Raw genomic sequence first — 14,411 nt, forward strand, 5'->3', positions numbered from 1 at the left:
GACCGTCGTAGGGGAGATGCCGGAAGCGGCGGCTCGGTCAGCCGCGGGGATGGCGCAGGCGCACCGAGACCCAGCGGGCCCGGCGGCGCAGGATGCGCGGAATGCCCACCCGGGGGTCGGAGCTCTCCTGCAACGGCGGGGCGCCGCGCTGGTGGGAGCTCAGGGAGTTGCCCGAGCGGCGGTTGCGTGCTGCGTCACTGTAGTCGTGCGTCCAGCCCATACCCCGACGTCTGCCCCCGCCCGAAGGTCGATAACCGCGTCCGTGCCCCCCAATTGGCCTATGCGCCGGGCAAGTGGCCGTTCGTAGGACAGGTGTTCCGTGTTCGGGTACCGGGCGCACCGGTGCCGTCACTCCGGCAGACCGCAACGCCGGGGTGCCGGGTGCCCGTTCGGGCGAGCCGTATGCCGTCAGCGGTCCGGTTCGGGGTCCTTGAGCCAGTTGATGAGCTCGGTGGAGAAGGCCACCGGGTCCTCCTCGTGCGGGAAGTGCCCGAGCCCGTCGAACAGCCGCCAGCGGTAGGGCGCCTCGACGTACTCGCCGGAGCCGGCCGCGCTGCGGGTGCGCACCACCGGGTCGAGCGAGCCGTGCAGATGCAGCGTCGGCACCCGCACGGGCAGCTTCATCCGCCGGTTGAACTGGATGCCGTCCGGCCGCGCCAGCGAGCGCACCATCCAGCGGTACGGCTCGATGGAGCAGTGCGCCGTCGAGGGGATGCACATCGCCCGCCGGTACGTCGTCACCGCCTCGTCCTCCGGCAGCCGGGGGCCGGACCAGTCCCGGATCAGCCGCCCGACCAGCGCCGCGTCGTCGGCGACGAGCTGCCGCTCGGGGATCCAGGGCCGCTGGAAGCCCCAGATGTAGGAGCTCGCGGCGGTCTGTCTGACGTCGGCGAGCATCGCCGAGCGCCAGCGCCGCGGATGCGGCATCGAGGCCACCGCGAGCCGGCGGATCAGCTTGGGCCGCATCACGGCCGCCGTCCAGGCGAGGTAGCCGCCCAGGTCGTGCCCGACCAGGGCGGCGTCGGGCTCGCCGAGGGAGCGGATGACACCGGTGACGTCGAGCGCGAGGTTGGCGGGGTCGTAGCCGCGGGGGGTGCGGTCGCTGCCGCCGACGCCGCGCAGATCCATGGCCACGGCCCGGAAACCGGCGTCGGCGAGCGCGGTCAGCTGGTGCCGCCAGGTCCACCAGAACTGGGGGAAGCCGTGCAGCAGCATCACGAGCGGGCCGTCGCCGAGCTCCGCGATGTGGAAACGCGCGCCGTTGGCGGCGACCTCGCGGTGCGTCCAGGGCCCGTCCGGTCGTACGACCGAGGCGGGCTGGGCGGGGGGAGTGGCGGGGTCCGTCATGACGACGAGCGTGCCACAACCTCGATGGCCTCGGGCGCCCGGTCCTGCTCCAGCGCGGGCCGCGGGTGCGGCTTGGCCTTCTGCAGGACGCCGCCGTCTCCTTCATCGACGCGGCGACCTTCTGCGGGCCCTTGCCCCGCGCCGCCTTCTTGGCGAACAGCACGCCGATCAGCGCGAGCACGGCGGCGACCAGCACGTTCGCCGCGAAGGACAGCAGGAAGCAGAGGGCGAGGTTCCAGCCGCTCCAGGTGCGGATGCCGTAGGCGAGGGCGAAGTTCAGCATCGGCAGGGAGAACACCAGCACCGCGCCGGCGATCGTGAACGCGCCGCCGCTCACCGCGCCGCGCTTGACGTCCTGCTTCAGCTGCGCCTTCGCCAGCGCGATCTCGTCGTGCACCAGAGCCGACAACTCGGCCGTCGCGGAGGCGAACAGCTGGCCGATGCTGCGTTCGGAGCCGACCGGGTTGCCGTCGGGTGCGCTCATCGCGGACTCCCTCTTCTGACTGGGCCGTGCCGTCTTGTGACGGGGGCGGTGCCGTGTCTTTTGTACCGTCCCGTCAGATCATGCCGGACGGTCCCCCTCCTCGCCTGCCCCGCCCGCCCCTTCGGCACGCCGCGCGGTGGCCATCTCCTCCGCGATCCTGCGGTGCTCGGCCGCCTTCCGCTCGTGGATCGCGGCCATACGGAGGTGGTAGTCCGGCTCGTCCAGCTCGTAGATGTCGGGCACGCCGTCGAGGTCGTCGTCGCGCTCCTCGGCCTCGTAGAGGCGCCGGTACTTGCCGTTCCGTATCTTCAGCAGGACCGTGGCCAGCGTCGCCGCGATCAGGGAGCCCACCAGGACGGCGGCCTTGACCTCGCCCGCCATGGCCGTGTCGTCCTCGAACGCCAGCTCGCCGATCAGCAGCGACACGGTGAACCCGATCCCGGCGAGCGTGGCGACGGCGAAGACGTCGGCCCACTCCAGCTCGTCGCTGAGCGAGGCCCGGGTGAAGCGGGCGGTCAGCCAGGTGCCGCCGAAGATGCCGAGCGTCTTGCCGACGACCAGGCCGAGGACCACGCCGAGCGTCTCGGGCTGGGTGAAGACATCGCCGAGCGCGCCGCCGGACACCGTCACACCCGCGCTGAACAGCGCGAACAGCGGCACGGCGAGCCCGGCCGACAGCGGGCGCACCCGGTGCTCGATGTCCTCGCCGGGGGAGTGCTCCTCGCCCTCGTGGCGGGTGCAGCGCAGCATCAGGCCCATGGCGACGCCCGCGATGGTGGCGTGGACGCCGCTGTTGTACATCAGCGCCCAGATCACCAGCGCCAGCGGGACGTACACGTACCAGCCGCGTACGCCCTTGCGCAGCAGCAGCCAGAAGACGACGAGGCCGGCGACCGCGCCGCCGAGCGCGGCGAAGTCCAGCTGGTCGGTGAAGAAGACCGCGATGATCAGGATGGCGAACAGGTCGTCGACGACGGCCAGCGTGAGCAGGAAGGCCCGCAGGGCGCTGGGCAGGGAGGTGCCGATGACCGCGAGCACCGCGAGCGCGAAGGCGATGTCGGTGGCGGTGGGCACGGCCCAGCCCTTGAGGGAGCCGTCACCGGCGGTGTTGGTCAGGACGTAGACCAGCGCGGGCACCGCCATGCCGCACAGCGCGGCGACGACGGGCAGCGCGGCGGCCTTGGGGTCGCGCAGGTCTCCGGCGACCAGTTCGCGCTTGAGCTCGATGCCGGCCACGAAGAAGAAGATCGCCAGGAGGCCGTCGGCGGCCCAGTGGGCGACGGAGAGGTCCAGGCCGAGGGCCTCGGGGCCGAAGTGGTGGTGGGCGACGCTCTCGTAGCTGTCGTGCAGGGCGGGGATGTTCGCCCAGAGCAGCGCGGCCACCGCGGCTATCAGCAGCAGGACGCCGCCGACCGTCTCGGTGCGCAGCGCGTCCGCCACATAGCGCCGCTCGGGCAGGGACAGGCGTCCGAGGACCTTGCGGGGGGTGGTGCGGGGCGCGGTCACGGCGGGACCTCCGGGTCGGTGGGCAGCACGGAGCAGTCGCCGACCAGTCTTCCCGGCACACCTTTTTGTTTAGTTTACCTAAGATGTGGCGGGAGTGGCCCGTCGAGTCCACGGTAGGCGCAGAACGGGCACCCGGCGCGGGGTACGAGCGCCGGGTGCCCGTTCTGCGGTGCGGTGCGGCTCAGTCCTCGCTGGGCGCCGCCGGGAGCTTCGCCTGGATGAGGTCCATGACCGTGGAGTCGGTCAGCGTGGTGACGTCACCGAGCTGACGGTTCTCCGCGACGTCCCGCAGCAGGCGGCGCATGATCTTGCCGGAGCGGGTCTTGGGCAGCTCGGCCACCGGCAGGATCCGCTTGGGCTTGGCGATCGGGCCGAGTGTGGCACCCACGTGGTTGCGCAGCTCCGCGACCAGGTCCTCGGTCTCCGCCGCCGTACCGCGCAGGATCACGAACGCCACGATCGCCTGGCCCGTCGTCTCGTCCGCCGCGCCGACCACGGCCGCCTCGGCGACGGACGGGTGCGAGACGAGCGCGGACTCGACCTCGGTGGTGGAGATGTTGTGCCCGGACACCAGCATCACGTCGTCCACCCGGCCCAGCAGCCAGATGTCGCCGTCGTCGTCCTTCTTCGCCCCGTCACCGGCGAAGTACTTGCCCTCGAAGCGCGACCAGTACGTGTCCAGGAACCGCTGGTCGTCGCCCCAGATGGTGCGCAGCATCGACGGCCACGGCTCGGTCAGCACCAGGTAGCCGCCGCCCCCGTTGGGCACCTCGTTGGCCTCGTCGTCGACGACGGTCGCGCAGATGCCGGGCAGCGGGCGCTGCGCGGAGCCCGGCTTGGTCTCGGTGACGCCCGGCAGCGGCGAGATCATCATCGCGCCGGTCTCCGTCTGCCACCAGGTGTCCACGATGGGGGTCCGGTCCGCGCCGATGTGCTTGCGGTACCAGATCCACGCCTCGGGGTTGATGGGCTCGCCGACCGAACCGAGGACGCGGAGGCTGGACAGGTCGAACTTCGCGGGGATGTCGTCGCCCCACTTCATGAACGTACGGATCGCGGTGGGCGCCGTGTACAGGATCGTCACCCCGTACTTCTGCACGATCTCCCAGAACCGCCCCTGGTGCGGGGTGTCCGGCGTGCCCTCGTACATGACCTGTGTGGCGCCGTTGGCGAGCGGCCCGTAGACGATGTACGAGTGCCCGGTCACCCAGCCGACGTCCGCCGTGCACCAGTACACGTCGGTCTCCGGCTTGAGGTCGAAGACGGCGTGGTGGGTGTACGCGGCCTGGGTGAGGTAGCCACCGGAGGTGTGCAGGATGCCCTTCGGCTTACCCGTCGTACCGGACGTGTAGAGGATGAACAGCGGGTGCTCGGCCTCGAACGCCTCCGGGGTGTGCTCGGCGGACTGCCGCCCCACGACGTCGTGCCACCACACGTCCCGGCCCTCGGTGAACGCCACCTCCTGGCCGGTGCGGCGGACCACGAGCACATGCTCGACGTTGTCCACCTTGCCCAGCGCCTCGTCCACGGCCGGCTTCAGCGCGGACGGCTTGCCGCGCCGGTAGCCGCCGTCGGCGGTGATGACGACCTTGGCGTCGGCGTCCTGGATACGGGTGGCCAGCGCGTCCGCGGAGAAGCCGCCGAAGACCACGGAGTGCGCGGCACCGATGCGGGCGCAGGCCAGCATCGCGACGGCCGTCTCCGGGATCATCGGCATGTAGACGGCGACCCGGTCGCCCTTGCGGACACCCAGCTCCAGCAGCGCGTTGGCCGCCTTGGACACCTCGTCCTTGAGCTCGGCGTAGGTGATGGCGCGGCTGTCGCCCGGCTCGCCCTCGAAGTGGATGGCGACCCGGTCGCCGTGCCCCGCCTCCACATGCCGGTCCACGCAGTTGTAGGCGACGTTCAGCTCGCCGTCCTTGAACCACTTGGCGAACGGCGGGTTGGACCAGTCGAGGGTCTCGGTCGGTTCCTTGGCCCAGGTCAGGCGCCGGGCCTGAGCGGCCCAGAAACCGAGCCTGTCAGCCTTGGCCTGTTCGTACGCCTCGGCCGTGACGTTGGCGTTCGCGGCCAGGTCAGCGGGCGGCGCGAAGCGTCGCTCCTCCTTCAAGAGGTTGGCCAGGCTCTCGTTGCTCACGACATCTCCCTTTCTCAGGGTGTCCGTTGTGTCCCAGGCCACAGCTCATCAGACCCGAGGGGCCGCTGACAAGGGTCGACGGAGAATTGGTTTAGACCTGTGTGGAGGCGAGTCCGGCTCCGCACGGGCTCGCATCCAGGTCTTACAGGGGCGGCCATGTCCGGGTCCACGTCCGGGCTTTTGTACGGACCCCGTGTCCCGGCTCGGACGCGGGTCGGACTCCCGCGTTCCGCTCGCCGTGACCGGGGCTTCGACGGTTCCCACGGACGGGGGTGGGGGGTGGTTCAGTGGGGGGTGGGCGTGTGGTGGCTGTCACATGAGGTGGGGGGTGGGGTGGGCTCGGGTCGGGTCGGGGGGTTGGCGGGTGCGGGTGCGGGTGCGGGTGCGGGTGCGGGTTTCGGTGTCGGTGCCGGCAGCCGGTGCTTGTGCCGGGGCTGGTGCTGGAGGTTCGCGGCGCCGGGGGTGGGGCTGCGGGGCGTCGGAGGGGCACGGTGTCGGCGCGTCGGCACGACAGGGCGCCGGGGGTTCGGCGGGCCGTCGCGCCCTCGCGGTGGAGGGCGCCGCGGTCGGATGCCGGGCCCCGGCGCCGGTCGGAGGACCTGTCCTACACCGGGCTGCGCAGCTCCTCGCTGCCCGCCACGTGCTCGAACACCTCGCCCTCCTCCGTCCCCGTGAGCAGGTACATCTGCGCCTCGCCCACGTGGAAGTACATCCCGTGCAGCTCCAGCGCCCCTTGGCGCAGCGCGCGCGCCACCGACTCATGGGCCCGCAGATGCTCCACCTGCTGGACCACGTTGACCAGTCCGAGCTGCTCGACCGCGTCGGCCGGCGTCCGTCCGGCGAGCCTGGCGGCGGGCCTGCCGCCGTCGGCCATCCGCTCCAGGCTCGGCAGACCGTGCCGCAGCCACCGCTTGAGCGGCGTCTGGGCGCCTCCCGGCTCGGAGTTGAGCAGCGCCTGCATGGCCCCGCACCCCGAGTGACCGCACACCGTGATCGACCGCACCTTCAGCACCTCCACGGCGTACTCGATCGCGGCGGCCACCGAGTCGTCCCCGCTCTCCGCGCCGGGCCGGGGGTTCGCGGCGTCCGTCGGCGGAGGCACGAGGTTGCCCACGTTGCGGACCACGAACAGGTCACCCGGCCCACTGGAGGTGATCATCGAGGTGACGAGCCGCGAGTCGGCGCAGGTGAGGAAGAGCTGTGCCGGTTGCTGCCCCTCGCGGGCCAGCCGGGCCAGCTCACCCCGCACCAGGGGCGCGGTGTGGCGCTGGAACGCGCTGATGCCTCGGGCCAGTTCGCTCGCGCGGAAGGTGGTGAGGCGACGGGCCGGTTCACCTCCGCTCGGCCGGGCGGCGCCGGCGGCAGGGGTGGCGGGGTTGGCGGGGTTGGCGGAGGTGGCGGAGGCGGGGGGCGAGGCGGAAACGGCGGGTGCCGTCGGCGCTCCGGGTGCGCCGGAGGTGGTGGGGGCGGCGGACGTGGTGGCGTTGCCCGACGTTCCGGGGGCGTTGGGTGCGTTGGGTGCGTCGGGGCCTTCGGAGTCGCCGACGCCGTCGGAGCTGTCTGACCTGTCGGTGGACGTGCCGGTGCCGGTGCCGTCGCCCGCGCCCGTACCGCTCGACGCGCCGAACATCCCCGACTCGCCGTCCGCCCCGGCACCACCAGGCGTGCCCGTGCCCTCCAGCGAGCGCACACCTTCCGGCGAGCCGATGCCCGCGGGCGAGCCGGCGTCCTCGACCGGCGCGCTGCCAGGCAGCTCGCACTGGTGGTTGCGCCAGGGCGTCCAGGGTCGGCACCGGCACCCTGCCTGGGCGGCCGCCTCGTCGGCCCCGTCGGTGTGCGCGTCGACGGGAGCTCCGGGCTCGGCGATCCTGACCCCGGCGCGACGGCCGGTCAGCTCGACGGACCCGCCCTGCGCGGTGTGCGTGTTCTGCCAGTCCTGCAGGGTCTCGTAGGCCGCGTGGTCCATGAACGAGCCGTCCAGCTCCACGACGACCTGGGCGCCTTGGGGTACGAGATGCAGGGCGCGGCTGAGGCGTGGCACACCGAGGAACGTCAACTGGCCTCGGACGTGTACGTGATGGACTCCTTCCTGCTCGTCGTGGGTGATACGGGTGCGGGCGAGGCGGTTCAGGGCGACGGCGACGGCCACGGCGATGCCGAGTGCCACGCCCTCCAGGACGCCGAGGAGCACCACGCCGGCGGTGGTGACGGCGTACACCAGTGCCTCTCGGTGGCGGGTCACCGTGCGGATGTGGTGGAGGGACACCATCTGGATGCCGACGGCCATCACCAGGGCGGCGAGCGAGGCGAGCGGGATGAGCTCCAGGAGCGGGACCATCAGCAGCGCGGCGACTACTACGAGAACGCCGTGCAGCACCGTGGAGTTCCGGCTCACGGCACCTGCGTGCACATTCGCCGAACTGCGCACCGCCACCCCCGCGACGGGCAGTCCGCCGAGGGCGCCGGAGACGATGTTGGCGGCGCCCTGCCCGAGGAGTTCGCGGTCGAGGTCGGAGCGGGGGACGTGGGCCGTGCGGGCGTCCCCGTGTCGGGCGTCGGGGTCGGAGGCGGCGCGATGGGCGGCGGCACTGCGGGCGGCGGCCAGCTTGTCGACGGCGACCGCGCCGAGCAGCGACTGCACGCTGCACACCAGCGTGATGGTGAGCACGGCGGCGATGAGGCCGGTCACCGTCCCTTCGGGCAGGCCGACCAGGGCGTGGCTGCTCCAGGACGGCAGCTCGACCTTGGGGAGGGTGAGGGCGGTGAGCGAGGCGGTCACGGTGGCGCCGGCGACGGCGACCAGCGGCGCCGGGATCGTGCGCAGCAGCCGCCCCGCCCGGCCGGGGAGCTTGGGCCAGAGGAACAGCAGCGCGAGGGTCAGGGCGCTCATCGAGACGGCGGCGGGATGCAGGTCGGCCAACTGGGCGGGCAGCGCGCCCAGATTGTCGAGCACCGCGCTCTGCGGGGTGCCGCCGAGGACGATGTGCAGCTGGGCGACGGCGATGGTGACGCCGATGCCGGCGAGCATGCCGTGGACGATCGCGGGGCTCACCGCGAGGGCGGTGCGGGCCACCCGGAGCCGGCCCAGCAGCAGCTGGGTGCAGCCGGCCAGGACCGTGATGGCGCAGGTCGTGCGCCAGCCGTACTGGTGGATGAGGTCGGCGGTGACCACGGTGAGCCCGGCGGCCGGGCCGCTGACCTGGAGCGGGGAGCCGCCGAGCAGACCGGCGACGACACCGCCCACCGCGGCGGCGACGAGACCGGCCTGCAACGGGGCGTCGGTGGCCAGGGCGATGCCCAGGGACAGCGGCAGGGCGATCAGGAAGACGGCGATCGAGGCGGACACATCGGCGCCCGCGATACGGAAGCGGCCGCGGCCCGGCGGCGGGCTGTGCGGGCGGTGGACGCGCCCGGCGGGCGGGGAACCGGCCGAGGACTGCTCCCCTGTGGGCGAGGGGGCGGCGGCCTGCGGGGCGGTGGCGTCGGCGGGCTGGGTGTGCGGGGGATCGGCAGGCTGTGCGTGCGAGGGGTCGAGGGGCTGCGGATGCGTGGGGACGCTGGCTGACATGTTCCCGTCTCCTCCGGGGCGGCGCGGTCGCGGAACAGGTGGCCCCCGCCTGGGCGGCGGGGTCGCGGCCGTGGGTCACGGCGTGCAGCGGCGGGATGAATCAACGCTCGGTAAACGGATCGTAATGCAGAGTAAAGGCCCAGCATGGTTTTTCCGTGCAAATGGACTAATACATCACTCGGCTGAGTGAATCGGCCTTTTGGTCGGCTTGTCGTACTAATTCCTTCTCTGTCTCGTGCGACGTTGTCCGGACTGTCGGCTCGTCCCGGCAGCGCAGCTCGCAGTCGTCGTCATCAGCGTTGGCCGAGAGAAGGAAGAAGGTGGGCGGAAGATGGCCGCCACCCAGAGGATCGCCGCGGGCGCCGTGGCCGTCGCGGCCTGTGCCGCGTCACTGGCCGGTTGCACGACCGGTAATGACGGTTCCAAGCAAGGGACGCCTGGGCCGCACAAGGTGAAGCCGGCTCCCGCACCCAAGAGCGTGGTCCGCCTCATCGGTGACGGCTCCACCGCCTACACCGGTGCCCAGCCGCACCTGCCGAGACCGGAGCGGCTGAAGCCCGGTCAGCGGCCGCCGCAGTTCGTGGTGTTCTCCTGGGACGGGGCCGGTGAGGACAGTCAGCGGCTGTTCTCCCACTTCCGCAAGGTCGCCAAGGACAACAACGCCACCATGACCTACTTCCTCAGTGGCGTGTACCTGCTCCCCGAGCACAAGCGCGACCTCTACCGGCCTCCGCAGCACTCTCCGGGCCGCTCCGACATCGGCTTCAACGACGAGAAGGGCATCGCCGACACCGTCAAGCAGCTGCGTCTGGCGTGGCTGGAGGGCAACGAGATCGGCACCCACTTCAACGGCCACTTCTGCGGCAAGGGCGGTGGCGTCGGCGAGTGGTCGGTCGAGGAGTGGAAGGACGAGATCGCCCAGGCCAAGCACTTCGTGAAGTCCTGGAAGACCAACACCGGGATGACCAAGGCGGCCCCGCTCCCCTTCGACTACGACAAGGAGCTCATCGGCGCCCGTACCCCCTGCCTGGAGGGTCAGCAGAACTTCCGCAAGGCCGCCCGCGATCTGGGCTTCCGTTATGACACCAGCGGCGTCAACAACCAGGTGTGGCCCGGCAAGAAGGAAGGGCTGTGGGACCTGTCCATGCAGCTGGTTCCCTTCGCCGGCCACTCCTTCGAGCAGCTCACCATGGACTACAACTTCATGGTCAACCAGTCCGGCACCACCACCCAGGGCGACCCGAGCAAGTACCGCTTCTGGGGCGACCAGATGCGCGACGGCCTGCTCGCCGGTTTCCAGCGGGCCTACGACGGCAACCGCGCACCCCTGATCATCGGCAACCACTTCGAGTCCTGGAACGGCGGCACGTACATGCGCGCCGTCCAGGAAGTCATCGAGCAGGTGTGCACCAAGCCGGAGGTCCGCTGCGTGTCCTTCCGGCAGCTCGCCGACTGGCTGGACGCCCAGGACCCCAGGACCCTGGCCAAGCTGCGCGGCCTCGGTGTCGGCGAGGCCCCGAAGCAGGGCTGGGCGTCCTTCCTGTCGGACCGCCCGGCGCCCGCCCCCAAGGGCGTACCGGGAGCACCGGCCGCCCGGCCGTGACCCCGGGCGCGGCAGCGGCCCCGCGCCCGGCAGCAGTCCCTGTTCCCGGCCGGGCCGGGGTCACGCGGGCTGCGTGACGCTCTCGCCGAGCACGAAGCCGGGGTCGACCTGCGCCGCCAGGTCGGCCCCGGTGCGCTCGTTGCCCCACGACTGGGCGTTCTTCAGGTGGAAGTGCACCATCTGGCGCGTGTACCGCTCCCAGTCGCGCCGCTCGTACGTCGCGTCGGCAGCCGTCTTCAGGGTGTCCAGCGCACGGCGGTTGTCGTCCTCCAGGAGCTCGAACCGGGGCGGCCGGCCCTTCTCCATGGCACGCACCCAGTCGGAGTGCCCCACCGTCACCAGCAGGTCGTCCCCCACCTCGGCGCGCAGGAAGTCGAGGTCGTCCTGGCCCTGCACCTTGTTGCCGACGACCTTCAGCTCGACACCGAAGTCGCGGGCGTACTCCTTGTACTGGCGATAGACGGAGACCCCCTTCCGGGTCGGCTCGGCGACGAGGAACGTGATGTCGAAGCGGGTGAACATGCCCGAGGCGAAGGAGTCCGAGCCCGCCGTCATGTCGACCACGACGTACTCGTCGGGGCCGTCGACGAGGTGGTTCAGGCACAGCTCCACCGCTCCGGTCTTGGAGTGGTAGCAGGCGACCCCCAGGTCGGCTTCGGTGAAGGGGCCGGTGACCATCAAACGGACGGCGCCGCCGTCGAGTTCCACCGGCCGGGCGCAGGCTTCGTAGACCGGGTTGTTCTCGCGCACGCGCAGCAGCCGCGAGCCCTCGCCGGGCGGGGTGGTCTTGATCATCGTCTCGGCGGAGGCGATACGCGGGTTGTCGCCGCGCAGGTAGTCCTTGATCAGCGGCAGCCGGTCGCCCATCGCGGGCAGTCCGGCGGCCTCCGCCTCGTCGAGGCCCAGCGCGGCGCCCAGATGCTGGTTGATGTCGGCGTCGATCGCGATGACGGGGGCTCCGGTGGCCGCCAGATGGCGGATGAACAGGGAGGACAGGGTCGTCTTGCCGCTGCCGCCCTTCCCGACGAAAGCAATTTTCATGTTCAGTAAGCGTAGTGGGACAGGGGAGGCCGAGGTGGGTGGGACGTGAAGAAGACCACTCCTTCGTGGGGTGTGCGCCCCGGTTGCGTACTGTCGTACCCATGAGTACGACAGGCGCGACCGCCGATCCGCTCGCGGCCCTGGGCGCACTGCCCGGCGTGGCCGACTCCGTCGAATCCGTGCGCAAGTCCGTGGACCGGGTCTACGGGCACCGCATCATGCGCCGCCGCAGCAACGAGATCACCTCGGAGGCCGCTCTGCGCGGCGCCCGCGGCACGGCGGCGCTCTCCGGCGCGGACTGGGCCCTGGAGGAGGTGCGCCGGCGCACCGACTTCAGCGGCGACGACGAGGCGCGGGTGATGGGCGGCGCGCTGCGGCTGACCGCCGAGGCGGGCCAGCTGCTGTCGATCTGGCGGCAGTCGCCGCTGCGCGTGCTGGCCAGGCTGCACCTGGTGGCCGCGGCCGACAAGGCCGAGCAGGTGGGTCGCCCGCGCCTGGCAGGCGAGCCGGTCGAGGAGCCGCTGGTGGAGCTGGAGCTGCCGGACGCGGACGAGGTCTCCGCGCGCCTTGAGGGTCTGTCCGAACTGATCGTGGCGGGCAGCTCGGCGCCGGCGCTGGTCACCGCCGCCGTGGTGCACGGCGAGCTGATGGCGCTGCGTCCCTTCGTCTCGCACAACGGGCTGGTCGCGCGCGCGGCCGAGCGGATCGTGCTGGTCGGCAGCGGACTGGACCCGAAGTCCGTGTGCCCGGCCGAGGTCGGCCACGCCGAGCTGGGCCGGGCGGCCTATCTGGCGGCTCTGGAGGGCTATGTCTCCGGTACGCCCGAGGGGATGGCGGCCTGGATCGCGCACTGCGGCAAGGCGGTCGAGCTGGGTGCGCGCGAGTCGACGGCGGTGTGCGAGGCGCTTCAGCGAGGTGCGGCGTAGTCGCGTCCACGCGCGCGGGAAAAGGGTTGCGGCGGTACGAGTCCTCGTACCGCCGCTGGCATGTTCACCCGGTTACCAAGCGTCCTCGATATGTCGCCCATCAGGTCGGGGTCTTTGCCCGTCACCTGGTGCGGCTGGCCCGTAATCGACGGGTCGACGTCGCGTGGGTGCCGGATGTCCATGCTCGGTCCGTGGGGCCACATGCGTATGGAAGGTGATCCTCTCGGATGTCCTTTGGTCTCGCGGGCCGTTGACTCCTTTGTACTCCAGGCGGGGACCAAGCGGAAGTCCTGCCCGCACTTCTTTACTTTTAGGTTCAAAGAGTAAGTAAACGGACGCGTGTCGGGCGGGTGGAGTGGGGCCCGGTCGCCCCTGGTGGTCGCCTGAGCGCGCCGCCCGGTCAGGCCGTCGTCGCGCGTCGGCGGCTGGCGTACCAGACGAGGCCCGCGGTGGCCGCCGCCGCCCCGATGGCCGCCGCCGCGACGAGTGCGGGCCGCGGCGGTACGGAGAAGTCGGGCAGCCGCTGCTTGAGTCGTACGGGACGGTGGAAGTCGAGAACCGGCCACCCGCGCCCGAGTGCCTCCCGCCGCAGCGCGCGGTCCGGGTTGACGGCGTGCGGATGGCCGACGGCCTCCAGCATCGGCAGGTCGGTCGCCGAATCGCTGTAGGCGTAGCACCGCGAGAGGTCGTAGCCCTCGGACTCCGCGAGCTCCCGGACCGCCTCCGCCTTGGTGGGCCCGTAGGCGTAGTACTCCACCTCTCCGGTGAAGCAGCCGTCGTCCCCTACGACCATCCGGGTGGCGACCACCCGGTCCGCGCCCAGCAGCTCGCCGATCGGCTCGACCACCTCCGCGCCCGAGGTGGAGACGATCACGACGTCGCGGCCGGCGAGGTGGTGCTCCTCGATGAGCGAGGCGGCCTCGTCGTAGATGATCGGGTCGACGATGTCGTGCAGGGTCTCGGCGACGATCTCCTTGACCTGCTGGACGTTCCAGCCGCGCACCATCTTGGAGAGGTACTCGCGAGTACGTTCCATCTGGTCGTGGTCCATGCCGCCCACGAGGAAGACGAACTGGGCATATGCGGTACGCAAGGCGGCCCGGCGGTTGATCAGACCGCCTTGGTAGAAGGACTTGCTGAAGGTGAGCGTGCTCGACTTCGCAATGACCGTCTTGTCCAGGTCAAAGAAGGCGGCTGTGCGGGGCATCGAGTGGTTTTCCACAACCCTGAGCATAGGGGCAGCCCATTCGGCGTAAGGTGGGGCGTGTGGGTTTGCCTGAGAAGGCTCTCGGGTACACCATGGAAGTCACGGATCGTTCGCGACCGTGCTAACCCGGTCCGACTCCTCCCCCCCCGAGTCGGCCGTGGGGACGACCCCCGCTCTCCCCCCCGGCGGGGGTCGTCGCATGTCCGGGTGGGTTTTCTCCTCAGTGCGCGGCCGTCGGGCCGTATCGGGGCGGCTGCGGCCGCCCTTTCGTCATGCCCATGATTCGTTACCGTGAGTAGCCGTCGGACTCCTCTGCGGAACTCGCACAGGAGATGGCGCAGGGGTCACCGGTATGGGTGACGGCGATATTCACAGGCTTCTGGTCGTCCACAGATATTGACCAAGATCCACTTCATTTCCGGGATCGCTGCACCGTGATTCCAGCGCGGCCCGATCGCGGCGAGTTCGTGACCTCTTCCGTTTGTCGGACGCGTTTGGCCGGTTTCTTCCGGCCGTTCATATGGAGGCCGGTCGACCGGTTCTTCACACGGATGGGAATCGCGTGGCCGCAGAGGCCACGCGGACGCGCAGC

At 71.2% G+C, this 14,411-nt stretch carries 9 protein-coding genes and 1 pseudogene; 2 read left to right on the forward strand and 8 right to left on the reverse strand.

Annotated elements, in window-relative coordinates; all coding sequences use genetic code 11:
* Nucleotides 1-37: 37 nt before the first annotated feature.
* From ACSU6M_RS18680 to ACSU6M_RS18705, 6 genes and pseudogenes are all read right to left on the reverse strand, one after another.
* Nucleotides 38-220 (reverse strand): hypothetical protein, encoded by a 183-nt coding sequence (locus ACSU6M_RS18680; protein WP_437070889.1) that lies wholly within the window; start codon nucleotides 218-220, stop codon nucleotides 38-40.
* Nucleotides 221-408: 188 nt separating this feature from the next.
* A complete protein-coding gene (locus tag ACSU6M_RS18685; RefSeq protein WP_437070890.1) occupies nucleotides 409-1,347 on the reverse strand; it encodes an alpha/beta fold hydrolase in 939 nt (312 codons plus the stop codon).
* Nucleotides 1,344-1,831: pseudogene (locus tag ACSU6M_RS18690) on the reverse strand (phage holin family protein). The gene ACSU6M_RS18685 and the pseudogene ACSU6M_RS18690 overlap by 4 nt, the downstream one beginning before the upstream one ends.
* Nucleotides 1,832-1,909: 78 nt before the next feature.
* Nucleotides 1,910-3,337, reverse strand: coding sequence for a Na+/H+ antiporter NhaA (nhaA, locus tag ACSU6M_RS18695; RefSeq protein WP_437070891.1), 1,428 nt, complete (start codon nucleotides 3,335-3,337; stop codon nucleotides 1,910-1,912).
* A gap of 181 nt (nucleotides 3,338-3,518) precedes the next feature.
* Entirely contained in the window at nucleotides 3,519-5,474 is a 1,956-nt protein-coding gene (acs, locus tag ACSU6M_RS18700; RefSeq protein ID WP_437070892.1) for an acetate--CoA ligase, read from the reverse strand.
* A gap of 604 nt (nucleotides 5,475-6,078) precedes the next feature.
* On the reverse strand, nucleotides 6,079-9,042 hold the full coding sequence (locus tag ACSU6M_RS18705; RefSeq protein ID WP_437070893.1) for a SulP family inorganic anion transporter: 2,964 nt from the start codon (nucleotides 9,040-9,042) through the stop codon (nucleotides 6,079-6,081).
* 331 nt (nucleotides 9,043-9,373) lie between these two features.
* On the opposite strand from ACSU6M_RS18705, the gene ACSU6M_RS18710 reads away from it, so the two are divergent.
* A complete protein-coding gene (locus tag ACSU6M_RS18710; RefSeq protein WP_437070894.1) occupies nucleotides 9,374-10,645 on the forward strand; it encodes a hypothetical protein in 1,272 nt (423 codons plus the stop codon).
* Nucleotides 10,646-10,705: 60 nt separating this feature from the next.
* On the opposite strand, the gene ACSU6M_RS18715 is transcribed toward ACSU6M_RS18710, so the two are convergent.
* Nucleotides 10,706-11,686, reverse strand: a complete 981-nt coding sequence (locus ACSU6M_RS18715) for an ATP-binding protein (protein ID WP_437070895.1) — start codon at nucleotides 11,684-11,686, stop codon at nucleotides 10,706-10,708.
* Nucleotides 11,687-11,787: 101 nt separating this feature from the next.
* Between ACSU6M_RS18715 and ACSU6M_RS18720 the strand changes: the two genes are divergently transcribed.
* A complete protein-coding gene (locus ACSU6M_RS18720) occupies nucleotides 11,788-12,612 on the forward strand; it encodes an oxidoreductase (RefSeq protein WP_437070896.1) in 825 nt (274 codons plus the stop codon).
* A 400-nt stretch (nucleotides 12,613-13,012) separates the two neighbouring features.
* On the opposite strand, the gene ACSU6M_RS18725 is transcribed toward ACSU6M_RS18720, so the two are convergent.
* A complete protein-coding gene (locus ACSU6M_RS18725; RefSeq protein ID WP_437070897.1) occupies nucleotides 13,013-13,846 on the reverse strand; it encodes an HAD family hydrolase in 834 nt (277 codons plus the stop codon).
* Nucleotides 13,847-14,411 lie beyond the last annotated feature (565 nt).

Source organism: Streptomyces sp. enrichment culture (assembly GCF_964272895.1).
Lineage (GTDB): Bacteria > Actinomycetota > Actinomycetes > Streptomycetales > Streptomycetaceae > Streptomyces.

Bases quoted from the DNA above. Each gene is read 5' to 3' on its own strand.
- ACSU6M_RS18710 (WP_437070894.1), top strand. From the start codon at position 9,374: ATGGCCGCCACCCAGAGGATCGCCGCGGGCGCCGTGGCCGTCGCGGCC.
- ACSU6M_RS18715 (WP_437070895.1), bottom strand. From the start codon at position 11,686: ATGAAAATTGCTTTCGTCGGGAAGGGCGGCAGCGGCAAGACGACCCTG.
- ACSU6M_RS18680 (WP_437070889.1), bottom strand. From the start codon at position 220: ATGGGCTGGACGCACGACTACAGTGACGCAGCACGCAACCGCCGCTCG.
- ACSU6M_RS18705 (WP_437070893.1), bottom strand. From the start codon at position 9,042: ATGTCAGCCAGCGTCCCCACGCATCCGCAGCCCCTCGACCCCTCGCAC.
- ACSU6M_RS18725 (WP_437070897.1), bottom strand. From the start codon at position 13,846: ATGCTCAGGGTTGTGGAAAACCACTCGATGCCCCGCACAGCCGCCTTC.
- ACSU6M_RS18720 (WP_437070896.1), top strand. From the start codon at position 11,788: ATGAGTACGACAGGCGCGACCGCCGATCCGCTCGCGGCCCTGGGCGCA.
- ACSU6M_RS18685 (WP_437070890.1), bottom strand. From the start codon at position 1,347: ATGACGGACCCCGCCACTCCCCCCGCCCAGCCCGCCTCGGTCGTACGA.